The organism is Pseudomonas sp. MM211, from assembly GCF_020386635.1.
In the GTDB taxonomy this organism is placed as follows: domain Bacteria; phylum Pseudomonadota; class Gammaproteobacteria; order Pseudomonadales; family Pseudomonadaceae; genus Aquipseudomonas.
Map to the genome: position 1 here is coordinate 2,782,855 of NZ_CP081942.1, position 15,692 is coordinate 2,798,546.

The 15,692-nt window shown below is 61.3% G+C and carries 10 protein-coding genes and 1 pseudogene; 6 read left to right on the forward strand and 5 right to left on the reverse strand.

All coding sequences use genetic code 11. The annotated features are described in order from the left end of the window. Positions 1–3,134, reverse strand: a pseudogene (locus K5Q02_RS12770) (multidrug efflux RND transporter permease subunit). Positions 3,135–3,148: 14 nt separating this feature from the next. Next, positions 3,149–4,315, reverse strand: coding sequence for an efflux RND transporter periplasmic adaptor subunit (locus tag K5Q02_RS12775; RefSeq protein ID WP_225831009.1), 1,167 nt, complete (start codon positions 4,313–4,315; stop codon positions 3,149–3,151). A 187-nt stretch (positions 4,316–4,502) separates the two neighbouring features. Here K5Q02_RS12775 and K5Q02_RS12780 point away from each other — a divergent pair, with 187 nt between their 5' ends. The 3 genes from K5Q02_RS12780 (at position 4,503) to K5Q02_RS12790 (ending at position 5,883) form a co-directional block, all read left to right on the forward strand. Further along, positions 4,503–5,063, forward strand: coding sequence for a TetR/AcrR family transcriptional regulator (locus tag K5Q02_RS12780; protein WP_225831011.1), 561 nt, complete (start codon positions 4,503–4,505; stop codon positions 5,061–5,063). A gap of 134 nt (positions 5,064–5,197) precedes the next feature. Beyond that, on the forward strand, positions 5,198–5,521 hold the full coding sequence (locus tag K5Q02_RS12785; protein ID WP_225831013.1) for a helix-turn-helix domain-containing protein: 324 nt from the start codon (positions 5,198–5,200) through the stop codon (positions 5,519–5,521). Beyond that, positions 5,518–5,883 (forward strand): hypothetical protein, encoded by a 366-nt coding sequence (locus tag K5Q02_RS12790; RefSeq protein WP_225831016.1) that lies wholly within the window; start codon positions 5,518–5,520, stop codon positions 5,881–5,883. The genes K5Q02_RS12785 and K5Q02_RS12790 overlap by 4 nt, the downstream gene beginning before the upstream one ends. Here the strand turns inward: K5Q02_RS12790 and K5Q02_RS12795 are convergent. Both K5Q02_RS12795 and K5Q02_RS12800 read right to left on the reverse strand, forming a co-directional pair. Next, positions 5,865–7,649, reverse strand: coding sequence for a bifunctional diguanylate cyclase/phosphodiesterase (locus tag K5Q02_RS12795; protein WP_225831018.1), 1,785 nt, complete (start codon positions 7,647–7,649; stop codon positions 5,865–5,867). The genes K5Q02_RS12790 and K5Q02_RS12795 overlap by 19 nt on opposite strands. 238 nt (positions 7,650–7,887) lie before the next feature. Next, positions 7,888–9,978, reverse strand: coding sequence for a carboxy terminal-processing peptidase (locus K5Q02_RS12800; protein ID WP_225831020.1), 2,091 nt, complete (start codon positions 9,976–9,978; stop codon positions 7,888–7,890). A 128-nt stretch (positions 9,979–10,106) separates the two neighbouring features. Here K5Q02_RS12800 and K5Q02_RS12805 point away from each other — a divergent pair, with 128 nt between their 5' ends. Next, positions 10,107–11,072, forward strand: a complete 966-nt coding sequence (locus K5Q02_RS12805; RefSeq protein WP_225831022.1) for an NAD(P)H-quinone oxidoreductase — start codon at positions 10,107–10,109, stop codon at positions 11,070–11,072. Positions 11,073–11,108: 36 nt separating this feature from the next. Here K5Q02_RS12805 and K5Q02_RS12810 read toward each other — a convergent pair whose 3' ends face one another. After that, complete coding sequence (locus K5Q02_RS12810) at positions 11,109–12,716, reverse strand: FMN-binding glutamate synthase family protein (RefSeq protein ID WP_225831024.1); 1,608 nt, start codon at positions 12,714–12,716, stop codon at positions 11,109–11,111. Between the two features lie 258 nt (positions 12,717–12,974). Between K5Q02_RS12810 and K5Q02_RS12815 the strand changes: the two genes are divergently transcribed. Next, positions 12,975–14,099 (forward strand): beta-ketoacyl-ACP synthase III, encoded by a 1,125-nt coding sequence (locus K5Q02_RS12815; RefSeq protein WP_225831026.1) that lies wholly within the window; start codon positions 12,975–12,977, stop codon positions 14,097–14,099. Between the two features lie 261 nt (positions 14,100–14,360). Then, entirely contained in the window at positions 14,361–15,659 is a 1,299-nt protein-coding gene (locus K5Q02_RS12820; protein ID WP_225831028.1) for an OprO/OprP family phosphate-selective porin, read from the forward strand. Positions 15,660–15,692: the final 33 nt, after the last annotated feature.

The window sequence follows — 15,692 nt, forward strand, 5'->3', positions numbered from 1 at the left end:
TTACTCCGCTTTGTGCAGTGGGTGATTGTCGGTTTGCTTAGGCTTGGTACGCAGCAGCGAGAGCACCCAGACGAAGAAGATCGGCACAAAGATCACCCCGAGCAAGGTCGCGCTGAACATGCCGCCCAGCACCCCGGTACCGATGGCGCGCTGGCTGGCAGCACCGGCGCCGCTGGCGATCACCAGGGGAACCACGCCGAGCATGAAGGCCATGGAGGTCATGATGATTGGCCGGAAGCGCAGGCGTGCCGCTTCGATGGCAGCATCGCGCAGGGAATAACCTTCCTCCCACAGATCCTTGGCGAACTCGACGATAAGGATGGCGTTCTTCGCCGCCAGGCCGATCACGGTGATCAGGCCGACCTTGAAGTACACATCGTTGGGCAGGCCGATGGCCGTCACCGCAAGCACTGCGCCGAGTGCGCCGACCGGTACGATGAGCATCACCGTCAGCGGAATCGCCCAGCTCTCGTAAAGGGCGACCAGCAGCAGGAAGACCACCACGATGGCCAGGGCGAAGAGAATCACCGCCTGGCCGCTGGCGACCTTCTCCTGATAGGACAGGCCCGTCCACTCGTAGCCGATGCCTTCCGGCAGGTCGCCAGCGATGCGTTCCAGTTCGGCCATGGCCTCGCCGGTGCTGACGCCAGGGGCGGCGTCGCCGGAAATGCGGATCGACGGATAACCGTTGTAGCGGGCAACCTGTGTCGGGCCTTCTTCCCACTGCGTGGTCACGAAGGCGCTCAGCGGTACCAGGCTGCCGCTGTCGTTGGGCACGTGCAGCTTGAGTACGCTGTCTGGCGTCATCCGCGCAGCTTGCTCGGCTTGCACGACGACGCGCTGCTGGCGACCGGCGTTGGCGAAATCGTTGATCACTGAGGAGCCGAACGCGGTAGACAGCGCACTGCTGATCGACTCGAAGCTGACGCCCTGAGCGCGTGCCTGATCGCGGTCGATGATCAGGCGCAACTGTGGCGCTTCGGCCAGGCCCTCCATCATGCCGTACAGGAACAACGGATTACCGTTGACCTTGCCCAGCACTTCGTCACGCGCCGCGAGCAGCGCTTCACGGCCCAGACCACCCCGGTCTTGCAGGCGCAAGGAGAAACCACCCGAGTTGCCCAACCCTTCGATAGGCGGCGGTGGAACAGCCATCATGGCGCCGTCGTCAAGGTTGGCGAAGCGCCCGTTGACCGCCGCGGTTTCGGCTTGCACCGATTGTTCGTCGTTACGCTCGACCAGTCCTTGAGTAGCGGGAAAGCGATGGCGGCGTTTTCACCCATGCCCGAGAAGCTGAAGCCCAGCACCACGAACGAAGTCGCTACGGCTTCACGAGTGGCGAGGAATTCCTCCAGCTCCTTGGCGGTCGACGAGGTGCGCTCGCGGGTGGCGCCCGGAGGCAGCTGGATATCGACGATCATGTAGCCCTGGTCTTCGACCGGCACGAAGGATTCCGGCAAGCGCAGGTAGAAGAAGCCCATCAGAATCACGATGCCCAGGTAGACGAACATGAAGCGCCCGGCGCGTGGCACCAGCTTGCTGTTGAGTTTCGTGTAACGCCCGGTCAGCCCGGTGAACTTACGGTTGAACCAGCCAAAGAAACCGGTCTTTTCGTGGTGCCCCTGGGGGATCGGCTTGAGCAGGGTGGCGCACAGCGCGGGCGTGAAGGTCAGCGCCAGGAAGCCCGAGAACAGGATCGACACCGCCAGTGACAGCGAGAACTGCTGGTAGATCACACCCACCGAGCCGGACATGAACGCCAGTGGCAGGAACACCGCCGACAGCACCAGGGTGATGCCGAGGATCGCCCCGGAGACCTGGCCCATGGCCTTGATGGTCGCCGGCACCGGATCCAGGCCTTCTTCGGCCATGATCCGTTCGACGTTCTCCACCACCACGATGGCATCGTCCACCAGAATACCGATGGCCAGCACCATGCCGAACATGGTCATCATGTTCACCGAGAAGCCGAGCAGGTACATGAAGGTCAGCGTACCGAGCAGGCACACCGGCACCACGATGGAGGGAATCAGCGTGTAACGCACGTTCTGCAGGAACAGGAACATCACCAGGAATACCAGCACCATGGCTTCGGCCAGGGTCATGATGACCTTGTCGATGGCCACGTCGACGAACCGCGAGGTGTCGTACGGCATGGAGAACTGCACGTTATCCGGGAAGTTGGCCGACAGCTCGGTCAGGCGCTGCTTGACCGCTTCGGCGGTCTGGATGGCATTGGCGCCCGGTGCCAGCTGCACGGCGGCGGCCACGGCGGGTTTACCGTCCTGGCGTGAGCCGAAGTTGTAGTCCTGGCTGCCGATTTCGATGCGTGCGACATCGCCCAGGGTCAGGCGTGAGCCGTCCTGGTTGGCGCGCAGCACGATGGCGGCGAACTCTTGCGGGTTATCCAGGGTGCCCTTGACCGCCAGGGTCGCGGTCAGCTCCTGCTCCGCCGTACCCGGCGTGCTGCCGAAGGCGCCCGCCGGCACCTGTACGTTCTGGGCACGAATGGCGTTGTTGACGTCGTCGATCGACAGGCCGTAACCCACCAGCTTCTGCGGGTCGATCCACACGCGCATGGCGGCTTCGGAGGCAAAGAACTGCAGCTTGCCGACACCCGGCACACGGCGGATCTCGTTGTTGATGTTACGCGCCGCATAGTCGGCCAGCGCCGTGGTGTCATCGTTCGCGCTGCCGTCCTTGTAGCTCAGCGCGTAGATCAGCAGAAAGCCGGCAGTGGCTTGTTCGGTCTGGATACCAAGGGTGAGCACCGCCTGAGGCATACGTGCCTCGGCACGTTTCAAGCGGTTCTGCACGTCGACCTGGGCCAGCTCGGGATCGGTGCCCGGCTGGAAGGTCACGGTGATTTCAGCGATACCGTTGGCGTTGCTGGTGGACTCGAAGTACAGCAGGTTCTTCGCGCCGTTGAGCTCTTCCTCGATCACGCTGGTGACCGAGTCGGTCAGCACCTGCGCCGAAGCGCCCGGATAGGTGGCGGTAACGGTGATCTGCGGCGGCGCCACGTTGGGGTATTGCGCCACCGGCAAAAAGGGGATGGCCAGCAAGCCGCCCATCGTGATGAACAGGGCGACTACCCAGGCAAAGTTGGGGCGCCGGATAAAAAACAAGGACATGTCGTTGCTCCGACTTATTGCGCCTGGGGAGTGGTGTCGTTCTGCGTTTCAGCGCCTGGCTGACGCGGCACGACTTTGGCGCCCGGTCGGATTGCCGCCAGGGAGCTGGTGATGATCTGGTCGCCGGCCTTCAGGCCTTCGGTGATCTGCCAGCGTGCGCCCTGCATGCTGCCGGTGGTGACCGGACGCGCTTCCACGGTGTTCTCGGCACCCAGCAGCATCACGCTGGCCTTGCCGTCCGCGGAGCGCTGCACGGCGCGTTGCGGCACCAGGATGGCGTCCTGATCGAGGCCCTGCGGGGTGCGTACGCGCACGTACATGCCCGGCAGCAACACGCCATTCGGGTTTTCGAAGCGCCCGCGCAGGGCGATCTGGCCGGTACTGCGGTCTACGGAGATATCGGTGAACAGCAGGGTGCCTTTGCTCTCGATATCGGTGCCGTCGACGCTCAGCGACAGTGTCTTGTCGCCGTCACCGGACACCTTGCCGTCGGCAATGGCGGCGCGCAGGCGCAAGGCATCGGCAGCCGGCTGAGTGAAGTCGGCGTAGACCGGGTCGAGTTGCTGAATGCGCGCGAGCAGGGTGGTTTCGCCCTGGCCGACCAGTGCGCCTTCAGTGACTTGCGCACGGCCGATACGCCCGGCGATAGGCGCGCGCACCTGTGCATAACCTACGTCCAGCTGCGCGGTTTCCACGTTGGCCTGGGCCGAACGCTTGTCAGCCTGAGCGCTTTGCAGGGCAGCGCGAGCGACGTCGAAGTCCTGTTGGCTGACGGCGTCTATCTTGACCAGCGGCTCGTAGCGTTTAACGGTGGCTTGAGCCTGGAACAGCTGCGCTTCGGCGCGAGCCAGTTCGCCCTGAGCACGAGACAGCGCAGCTTTGAACGGCGCGGGATCGATCTGGAACAGCAGGTCGCCCGCCTTGACGTCGGCGCCTTCCTCGAAGGTACGCTTGAGCACGATACCGGCGACCCGAGCGCGCACTTCGGCGACGCGTACGGGCTCGATACGGCCCGGCAATTCGGCGACCACGGTGAAGGGCTCGGTCTTGACGGTAAGCACGTCGACTTCGCGGGGCGGCGCCTCCCCCCAGCCTTGCTCGCCCTTGTCACAGCCGGCGAGGCTGATCGCTACCAAAAGGGTTATCGCCGAAAAAACGCAACGCTCGCGAATCGTGCTCATGCTTCACCTGGGGCTCAGCCCATTTAGTTAGTACTCGAAAGGCGCGAATGATCGTGTATAACTGCAAATGAGTCAATATTGGCTCATTTGCAGTTTTTGTGGACAAAGTAGATAGTCCCCTTGAGGAAAAAGGTTTTTCCTGCACAATGACGCGCCGTTGCCGACGCCCGAATGAAGATTGGATTTGATGCTTAGACCCGCTGCTGAAGAAAAATTGCTCAAGGCCCTTGCGGTCGCCATCGTCGAGCACCCGCGTGGCACCTTCAAGGAAATAGCCCAGGCTGCCGGGGTGAGCAAGGCGACGCTCAACCGTTTTTGCGGAACCCGCGATAACTTGATCGAAATGCTCTTCGATTACGGCTCGGTGGTCATGAATCAGCTCATCGCCGATGCCGATCTGCAGCACGCTCCGCCGCAGGAGGCTCTGCAGCGTCTGGTCGACGGGCACCTGGCCCATCGCGAGCTGCTGGTGTTCCTGATCTTCCAATGGCGCCCGGACTCGCTGGACGAGTGTGGCGAAGACGCGCGCTGGTTGCCCTATACCAATGCGCTGGATCAATTCTTTCTGCGCGGCCAGCGTGAAAACGTGTTTCGCATAGACATCGGCGCCCCGGTGCTGACCGAGCTCTTCGCTTCCTTGCTGTTCGGCCTGGTCGATGGCGAGCGTCGCGGGCGTGTGGCACGCGCCGGCATGGGCTCCTCGCTGATGCAGTTCTTCATGCAGGGTGCTGCCGCTGTACAACAGTGAGTGCGTTCAGACGGCGATCGCCCGACGAGCGCTTCGGGCGGGATGGCTGATAAGATGGCGCAAACAACGTGGCAGGCAGATTTGCCCCAGGCCGGATTACGCACAGGGATGCTGCGCCTCGCGGAGAAAGATGCATGAATGTACAAGTGATCGAGCGTGACGGAGAACCGGAATACGCCGTACTGCCTTGGGCCGAGTATCAGGCGCTGCTGCAGGCCGCCGGCAAGAGTGTCGCCGCCCCGTCGACCCAGCCTGTCACCGATGCGCCGAAGCCGTTGACGCAACTGGCCCAGTTACGCGAGGGCAAGGGCCTGAGCCGCGATGAGCTGGCCCGCGCCGTGGGCATCAGCCCCCATTACCTGGCCATGATCGAAAGTGGCGAACGGCAGCCCGATGCCGCGATCCTGCGGGCCCTGGCCTGGGTACTCGGCATCTCCGGCTGGGAGGCGGGTGCATGAGCGTGCGCATCAGCCGCGTGCATTGGGAGGCGCTGCTGGCCGCACTGGACGATGCCCGTCGGCAGCGCCACCTGTTGACCTATCGCGCGCTGATCGAGCGCCTGGCGCTGCCAGCGCCGGCCATGCAGACCCTAGCCGCCGCACTGGAACACTTGGCTGCACTGGATGCCCGTGGCGAGCGCCCGCTGCGCAGTGCGTTGGTGATTAGCCAGGGTGCCAGCCGTCTGCCGCGTACCGGTTTCTTCGAATGTGTCACCCGCCTGGGGCGCTTTGACGGTGCTTCTGACGGCGTGGCTGCTGCCTCCTGGCACGCCGCTGAAGTAACCCGTGTGTTCGAGTTCGACTACCCCGCGGAGCCCTGAGTGAGCGCGCCCTGTAGGGTATGCGTATCGATCACGTGCAGGCTGTAACCCGGCACCGCCTTGGCATGGCGCTTGGCTTCCGAGGCCAGGCCGGCCAACTCGCTGGCGTCCAGTAGGGCACAGTGCTGCGGATGCAGATGGACGACGCCGAGTGACAGTGACAGCAGCGGAAACTCCTCGCGTTGCCCCTGGCGGTTGTGACTGACGAAGCAGCCGGCATCCAGATGCTCATCCAGATAGAAGCGCCGGCACTGTCCCTGAAAGTCTTCCAGCAGCCGGTTGAGGCGTGCGCGCCAGTCTTTCGAGCCGAACACCAGCAGGAAATCGTCGCCGCCGATATGGCCGACGAAGTCGCGTGTCGGGTCGATCCGTTCGTTCAGGCAATGCGCCAGGCACAGCAGCACTTCGTCGCCCTTGGCGTAACCGTAGAGGTCGTTGAAGGGTTTGAAGCTGTCGATGTCGACGTAGCAGATCACCGCTTCACGGCTCTGCTGCAACAGCCGCGTCAGGCACTGCTGGATGGGCACGTTGCCCGGAAGCAGGGTCAGCGGGTTGGCGTAACGGGCCTGCTGGATCTTCAGTTCGGTGATCAGCTTGAGCACGTCAATGACCCGGCCGAGGCCCAGGTAGCGGCCGTCCACGGTAATCACGAAATCCTCTTCGATACGCTGGCGTGCGCGACTGGTCAGCAGGCGGCTGACCTTCTGCAGCGACTGACTGATTTCCACGGCGAGAAAATCGTTGCTCATCAGGCGGCTGATCGGTTTGCGGGCGAACAGTTCGGTGGCGAAGGGCTTGAGCAGCACCTCCGACAGTGAGTGGCGATGCACGATGCCGACTGGTCGCTGCTCCTCGTCCAGCACCGCCAGCGAGTTGAGGTTGGCCTGGGCACGGAAGGCTTCCAGCACGTCAGCGGTGGGGGTGCTGATGGATACGGCCGGGTGCTCGTTGAGCAAGGCTGTAAGATCGCTGCCTTCCTCGCTGAGCGAGATCGGCGGGTTGCCCAAAACCGGTAGCAGCGTGCGTGCGTCGGTTGGTGGATGATCCTGAGGGCGGCAGAGCAGGTAGCCTTGAAGCAGATCGACGCCCATTTCGCAGAGTACGGCGAGCTCTTCCTCGAGCTCGATGCCTTCGGCGATTACTTGTGCGCGTGAAGCCTTGGCCATTTGCAGGATGGAGCCGACGAACTCACGCTTGACCGAATCCTGATGGATGCCATCGATGAAATGACGGTCGATCTTTACGTAATCGGGGCGTAGCTCCGACCACAGGCGCAGGCTCGAATAACCGGCACCGAGGTCGTCGAGCGCGATGGAAAAGCCCATGTCGCGGTAGTGGTGCAGGGCCGTGTCGAGCAAGTTGAAGTCGTCGGTGGGCGACTGCTCCGTCAGTTCGATCACTACCCGGCTCGGCGGAATGCCGTAGGTCTGCAGCAACTGCAGGGTTCGGCCCGGCTGGTGTCGGGCATCGAGCAGTGAATCCGGCGATACGTTGAGAAACAGCAGGCCGTCCAGTTTCAATTCGCTGAAGCGGCGGCAGGCACTCTTGCGGCAAGCCAGCTCCAACTCGTTGAGCAGCCCGGTTTGCCGAGCCGCAGCGAACAGCGTGATCGGCGAATGCAGTGGGCTGTTGGACGGGCCGCGAGTGAGCGCTTCATAGCCAAGAATGCGCCGTTCGGAGAGCGACACGATGGGCTGAAACAGGCTATGCAGGTCGCCGTGCGCGAGGATCTGGCCCAGCGCGCTCAATTGCTCGGTGACGGTCATGGCAGGTCTCTGTGCAAATCAGGGAGCGAGCACACGGCGGGGATACCGTACGCGGATAAGTACTGCTGAATGCTCGGGATTTCACTACAGATTGATGACCGTTTAATGACCGCTGAGCGCCGTCAAAAAATAAAGGAGCGGTTTTTGACGGCTGTCGAGACCGTGTGCCAGAGAGAAACGCTGGCCCATAAAAAAGGGCGTCGTATTCACGACGCCCTTGCTGGTTAGCGCTTGCCTGTCACTGCTTCGCCAGGCGTGTGTTGAGCTTGAGGTAGTCGATCAGGATGTGGCCGGTTTCCGACAGGTAGGCGTCGTCTTCCGGTTTGGTCTTCTTCTCTTCCTCGCTCTGCGCCAGGGCGTCGTCCTCATCTTCCTTCTTCAGCTCGGTCAGAGGCTCCTCGCCTTTGGCGCTGCGACGGGCGTTCTCGATCACCAACTGGCGTTTCTCGATATCGGCCTGTTGAGCGCGGCGCTTGGTTTCGTTGAGGCTGACGGTTTTCTCGGCCATCAGCTCGCGAGACAGGGCCAGGCGCTCACGGGCGAAGTTGAAGTCCGGGTTGTCGGCCGTACGGCTGTCGTAACGGTTTTTCAACTCGGTCAAGAACGGCTTGATCGGATCCAGTTCGGGTTTGATCGCCGGACGGATGCTGTCCCACGGCATGGCTTCGGGCAGGGCGCTTTCGCCGATTTCCTTGTTGTCCATCACGTCAGGATAGGAGATGTCCGGCACCACGCCGCGGTGCTGGGTGCTCTGCCCGGATACGCGGTAGAACTTGGCCAGGGTCAGCTTCAGCTCGCCATGGTTCAACGGCTGGATGGTCTGCACGGTGCCTTTGCCGAAGGTCTGGCCACCGAGGATCAGCGCGCGATGGTAGTCCTGCATGGCGCCGGCGAAAATTTCCGAAGCCGAGGCAGACAGACGGTTGACCAGCAGTGCCAGCGGGCCTTTGTAGAAGGCACCTTCTTGCTCATCAGCCAATACGTCGACGCGGCCATCGCTGTTGCGCACCAGTACGGTCGGGCCCTTGTCGATGAACAGGCCGGTCAGTTCGGTGGCTTCTTGCAGCGAGCCGCCGCCGTTGTTGCGCAGATCGATGACGATACCGTCGACCTTCTCAGCCTGCAGTTCGGTGATCAGCTTTTTGACGTCGCGTGTGGTGCTCTTGTAATCGGGGTCGCCAGCGCGGAACGCCTTGAAGTCCAGATAGAAAGCCGGAATCTCGATCACACCCAGGCTATAGGGCTTACCATCCTGCTCAATCTTGAGGACGGACTTCTTCGCCGCCTGTTCTTCCAGCTTGACCGCCTCACGGGTGATGCTCACCACCTTGCTGGTCTGGTCATTCGGCGCATTGCTCGCCGGAATCACTTCCAGGCGTACGCGCGAGCCTTTGGGGCCGCGGATCAGCTTGACCACTTCATCAAGGCGCCAGCCGATCACGTCGACCATCTCGTCGTCACCCTGAGCGACACCGACGATTTTGTCCGCGGGGGAGATCTGCTTGGTTTTCTCGGCAGGGCCGGCCGGCACCAGGCGCACAACTTTGACGTGCTCGTTGTCGCTCTGCAGTACGGCACCAATGCCCTCGAGGGAAAGGCTCATGTTGATGTCGAAGTTTTCTGCACTGTCCGGCGACAGGTAATTGGTGTGTGGATCGTAGGTCATGGCGAAGGCGTTGATGTACGCCTGGAACACGTCCTCGCTGCGGGTCTGCTGCAGACGTGCCTGCTGGGCTTTGTAGCGCTTGGTGAGCAGCTCCTGAATCGCCTTGGGTTCCTTGCCAGCGATTTTCAGGCGCAGCACTTCGTCTTTCAGACGTTTGCGCCACAGCTCGTCCAGCTCGGCAACGTCTTTGGCCCAAGGGGCTTTTTCACGATCGACCAACAGGTCTTCGTTGACCGTGAAGTCAATCTTGTCGACACCCTTGGCCAGCAGCCCCTGCACGTAAGTCAGGCGGCCTTGCTGACGCTCGAGCTGACGCTTGTAGATATGGAAACCAGGTTCGAGGTCACCCTTTTTCAGCAGGTCGTCGAACTTGTCCTTCCAGCGGTCGAACTCGGCGATATCGGAGGCCGTGAAATAGCTGCGCGACGGATCGAGCATCTTCAGGTAGCCCTGATAGATTTTCTCCGAGCGTTCATTGTCGAGCGGCGGCTTGCTGTAGTGATGACGCTGCAGCAGTTCGACGACGTTCAGGCTGGCGATAACCTGGTCACGATCAGGCTGCAGGTATTCCCACGGATCGGCTTGGCTGGTTTTGGCTGCGAGGGGCAATGCGCCCAGCCCGAGAACGAGGGCCAGGGTGGCGCTGATAAGAGATCGCTTCATGCTGATTCGACGTGAGGACAGTTGATAACGCATATTAGGCCGTCTTTGAGGGCGCCAGGTTCCATCGGCGCAATGCAAAAGCCCAGCGCGAAGCGCTGGGCTAGGTTCAAATGCACTATGGAGGCAGCGTGAAAGCATTGCAAGGCGTGGAAGGGCAGGTGGAATGGGTGCAACGTCCCACTCCTGCCTGTGATGTGGGTGAAGTGCGCATTCGCGTGGTGGCTGCGGGGCTGAACCGTGCCGATCTGTTGCAGCGTGCCGGGCTGTATCCGCCGCCACCGGGCGCCAGCGATATTCTCGGCCTTGAATGCGCCGGTATCGTCAGCGAAGTGGGTGCCGGCTGCGACTGGCAGGTGGGTGACCGGGTTTGCGCCTTGCTGGCCGGTGGCGGGCTGGCCGAGGAAGTGGTGGTCGATGCACGCCACGTGCTGCCCGTGCCGGAAGGCGTGTCGCTGCACGAAGCGGCGGGGCTGCCGGAGGTCTACGCGACGGCCTGGCTCAACCTGTTCCAGCTGGCCGGCCTGAAACCCGGCGAGAAAGTGTTGCTGCATGCGGGCGCCAGTGGCGTTGGCTCGGCTGCGATCCAGCTGTGCAAGGCTTTCGGTAGCGCCTGTTGGGTCAGCGTCGGTTCGGCCGAACGGTTGACCTACTGCGAGAGTCTGGGTGCTGCCGGGGGAGCGATTCGCGGTGGAGATGGCCTGGAGAAATTGCATGAGGTTGGCCCATTCGAGGTCATTCTCGACCCCGTGGGGGCCAGTTACGCCGCGCTGAACCTGAAGCTGCTGGCACTCGACGGCCGTTGGGTGAACATCGGCCTGATGGGCGGTCGCAAGGCGGAGTTGGATATGGCATTGCTGCTCGGTAAGCGCATCCAGCTGATTGGCTCGACGCTACGCAGCCGCGACGACCTGTTCAAAGCCGAACTGCTGCGTGATCTGCGCCAGCACGTATGGCCGCTGTTCAGTGAGGGGCGGCTCAAGCCGCAACTGGCGCAAACCTTCCCGATTGCCGAGGCACAGGAGGCCTTTGCCACGCTGGAAGGCAATCAGGTCAACGGTAAGTTGGTGCTGGTGATTGACGAAAGCCTGAGCTGATCCACGCAGCCTGGCGCGACGCTTCGCGGCGCCGCGTCAGGCTGCGGCGTCGAAGCTGTCGGCGCGGGCCATTTTCCACATCCTTGCGTAGAACTCTCCCTCGATCTTGCCGCTGAGCAACTCACCCGGCTTGAGGAATACGTGCTGCTGGGAAAACAGCTGAATTTCCGTGGCGGACATACGTTGCACCAAATGCCGTGCATCCATCTGCGCCGGGTGATCGAGGCCGGCTGCGGCGAGCATTTCCGCCAGCGCCTTGAGCGTATTGCGGTGGAAGTTGTAAACCCGCTGGGCCTTGTCTTCGACCACCAGTGCACGCTGGCGCAGCGGATCTTGGGTAGCCACTCCAGTTGGGCATTTGTTGGTGTGGCAACTCTGGCTTTGAATGCAACCAATGGCGAACATGAAGCCGCGTGCCGAGTTGGCCCAATCGGCGCCGATGGCCAATACGCGGGCGATGTCGAATGCGCTGACGATCTTGCCGCTGGCGCCGAGCTTGATCTTGTCACGCAGATTCAGGCCGACCAGGGTGTTGTGTACGAACAGCAGGCCCTCACGCATAGGCACGCCAAGGTGGTCGGTGAACTCCACGGGCGCTGCGCCAGTACCACCTTCCTTGCCATCGACGACGATGAAGTCAGGCAGAATGCCGGTTTCCAGCATGGCCTTGGCAATTCCCATGAACTCCCACGGATGGCCGAGGCAAAACTTGAACCCGACGGGCTTGCCGCCCGACAGCTCACGCAGGCGGGCAATGAACTGGAGCAGTTCTATAGGGGTCGAGAACGCGCTATGACGTGATGGCGACACACAGTCTTCACCCATCGGTACGCCGCGGGTCTCGGCAATCTCCGGGGTGATCTTATGCTTGGGCAGGATGCCGCCGTGACCGGGTTTGGCGCCCTGCGAAAGCTTGATCTCGATCATGCGTACCTGGGGCCTTTTCGCTTGGGCTGCAAAACGCTCCTCGTCAAAGGTGCCCGAGCCGGTGCGGCAGCCGAAATAACCGCTGCCCAATTCCCAGATCAGGTCGCCGTCATGCTCACGGTGGTAGCTGCTGATACTGCCTTCGCCAGTATCGTGGGCGAAGTTGCCCAGTTTGGCCCCTTTGTTCAGCGCGCGGATGGCGTTGGCGCTGAGCGAGCCGAAACTCATCGCGGAAATGTTGAACAGCGAGGCCGAGTAGGGCTGGCTGCATTGCGGCCCGCCGATGATTACCCGGAAGCTGTCCGGATCGCTTAGCGGTGCGGGGCGCATCGAGTGGCTGATGAACTGAAAGCCATTCTGGTAAACATCGATGAGCGTACCAAAGGGTTTGTCGCCACCCTCGTTCTTGGCCCGTGCATACACCAGCGAGCGCTGGGCACGGGAAAAAGGCAGTTGCTCACTGTCGCCTTCAAGCAGGTATTGGCGAATCTCCGGGCGGATGCCCTCGACCAGGTAGCGGATGTTGCCCAGAATTGGATAGTTTCGGCGCACTGCATGGCGTTTCTGCAGCAGATCACCCACGCCAATCAGGCTCAGCAGGGCGCCGACCAGGGTCAGCGGCCAGACCCATTCATGCCTCCAGAAAGCCAGGCTGGTGAGGGTGAACAGCACGCAGAAGGCGAAAAAGGCGTAGCGACTGAGCAGGGACAGGTTCATGCAGGTTCCTTGGCGCATGGGTGGCGCCCGCAATGTAGACGCCCTGCGCCCCGTTCGTCGATGGCTGGCGCGTATCGCACGCGCCGTTGTTAATCCGGGGGCAGGCGAAAACAGGGCGCCTGTGGCACACTTGAACGCCTGTAATGAAGGTGTTTGCGCTGGCGGCACGCTGTTGTCGGCCACGCGATTGGCACCCTTGGCCGCCCTGCGGTTTTGCCTGACTATCGCCGCGAACGGCGAAGAACAAGAGGAATACACGTGCATAACGTCGTCATCAGCGGTACGGGCCTGTACACCCCGGCCAACAGCATTTCCAACGACGAGTTGGTGGCGTCTTTCAATGCCTTCGTCCAGCAGTTCAACGCCGATAATGCCGAAGCCATCGGCCGCGGTGAGGTCGAGGCGTTGAGCGAATCGAACAGCGCTTTCATCGAAAAAGCGTCAGGCATTAAAAGCCGCTTCGTGATCGACAAACAGGGCATTCTCGACCCACAGCGTATGGTGCCCTCCATCCCCGAACGCGATAACGAACAGTGGGGGATTCTCTGCGAAATGGCGGTTGCTGCTGCCGAGCAGGCGCTGGCCCGTGCCGGCAAGACTGCAGCCGATATCGACGGTGTCATCGTCGCCTGTTCCAACCTGCAGCGCGCCTACCCGGCGGTGGCTATCGAAGTGCAAGCGGCACTGGGCATCCAGGGTTTTGGTTATGACATGAACGTGGCCTGCTCTTCGGCCACTTTCGGTATTCAGGCGGCGGTTAACAGCGTGCAGCTTGGCCAGGCTCGGGCGATCCTCATGGTCAATCCGGAAATCTGCACCAGCCACCTGAATTTCCGTGACCGTGATAGCCATTTCATTTTCGGCGATGCCGCTACGGCGGTAATCATCGAACGCGCCGATCTGGCGACCTCAGCGCACCAGTTCGAGGTGGTTGGCACCAAGTTGCTGACACAGTTCTCCAACAACATCCGCAACAACTTCGGTTTCCTCAACCGCGCTGCTGAAACCGCTAGCCAGTCGGCCAGCGACAAGCTGTTCGTGCAGGAAGGGCGCAAGGTGTTCAAGGAAGTCTGCCCGATGGTGGCCGAGCTGATCGCCAGCCACCTGCAGGAAAATGGGCTGGACGTGGCTGATGTGAAGCGCTTCTGGCTGCACCAGGCCAACCTCAACATGAACCAGTTGATCGCCCGCAAATTGCTCGGTCGTGACCCTGAACCACAGGAAGCGCCGGTGATCCTCGACACTTACGCCAACACCAGTTCGGCGGGTTCGGTGATCGCTCTGCACAAGAATCAGGATGATCTGCCGGCAGGCTCCATCGGCGTGCTCAGCTCCTTTGGTGCAGGTTACTCCATCGGCAGCGTGATTCTGCGCAAGCGCTGATCGTTTCCGGGCAGCACGCGAGGTGCTGCCCGTCGACCTCCCGCAACCCCTCTAGAACGGCCTATACAGCCCGGTCGATTACTTGGCCACGGTGAGCCTTGTCAAGCTTTATATTCAAAGGGAGTAAAAAGTTCCCTTGTCATCAAATATTTATATATCAGCAATCGCGCTGAAATAACCCGCCGCGAAGATTCCCCCAGCACGAACGAGCGCAAAGCTCGGGTGTTTTTCAGCACTTAAGTTCAATTAGGGGAATTCTCGATGATCCGTAAGCACTTCGCCGGTTTCGCAGCCAGCGCCCTGGCTCTGGCCGTTTCCGCCCAGGCTTTCGCCGGTACTGTCACCACTGACGGCGCTGACATCGTAGTTAAAACCAAAGGCGGCCTTGAGGTTGCCACCACTGACAAGCAATTCGGTTTCAAGCTCGGTGGCCGTGTACAAGCTGACTACAGCACTTTCGATGGTATCTACACCGTAAACGGTGACAACGCTGATGCTGCCTACCTGCGCCGCGCGTTTCTTGAACTCTCCGGCTATGTCTACAAAGACTGGGCCTACGTTCTGAGCTACGACTTCTCGCACAACTCGGGTAGCCAGGAAGATGGTTATTTCGATGAGGCTTCCATCGCCTACAACGGCTTCGCTCCGATCTCTATCAAAGTTGGCCGTTTCGACCCGGAGTTCGGCCTGGAAAAAGCCACCAGCTCGAAGTGGGTGACAGCTACTGAGCGTAACGCTGCTTACGAATTGGTCGACTGGGCCAACGCCCACCAGAATGGCCTCGGCGTCCAAGTTTCTGGTACTGCGGCTGACTCCCTCTACGGCTCGGTTGGTGTTAGCGCCAAGGATCAGAACGACGTCGATGGCGAGAGCACCAAGCAGTTCAACCTGCGCGGCGTTTTTGCACCGATGCACGAGGCCGGCAACGTACTGCACGTCGGTTTCAACTATGCCTACCGCGATCTATCCGACACTGCCTTCGATGGCCGCATCCGCAGCCGCATGGGTATGCGTGGTGTGAGCACCGGTGGTGGCAATGACGCCGGTACCAATGGCAACCGCCTGGTACTGGGTGGTGCCAACAACCTGGTAGCCGGCTCTTATGGCGACGATGCCGCCATGGGTCTGGAAGCTGCCTTTGCGGCAGGCCCGTTCTCGATCCAGGGCGAATACATCAAGCGTAAGCTGGAGGCCGATGACGCCGCGTTCCAGGACATCAAGGCCACGGGTTATTACGGCCAGGTTGCCTACACGCTGACCGGCGAAGCCCGTGGCTACAAGCTCGGCAAGTTCGACAGCATCAAGCCTGAGAACAAGCAGATCGGTGCCTGGGAACTGTTTTACCGCTACGACAACCTGTCGGTCGATGATGACAATGGCGCTTTCGCAAACGTTGGCGATGTCGAAGCCAAAGTTCATAACCTGGGTGTCAACTGGTACGTCAACGATGTGATCAAAGTAAGCGGTATGTACGTCAAGGCCAAGGCTGACAACGCTACCAACGCCAATGGCGATGACGACGGTGATGGCATGGTCTTCCGCGCCCAATACGCGTTCTAAGCAAAAAGTTTCAAACGTGGTGCTCCTTTGAAC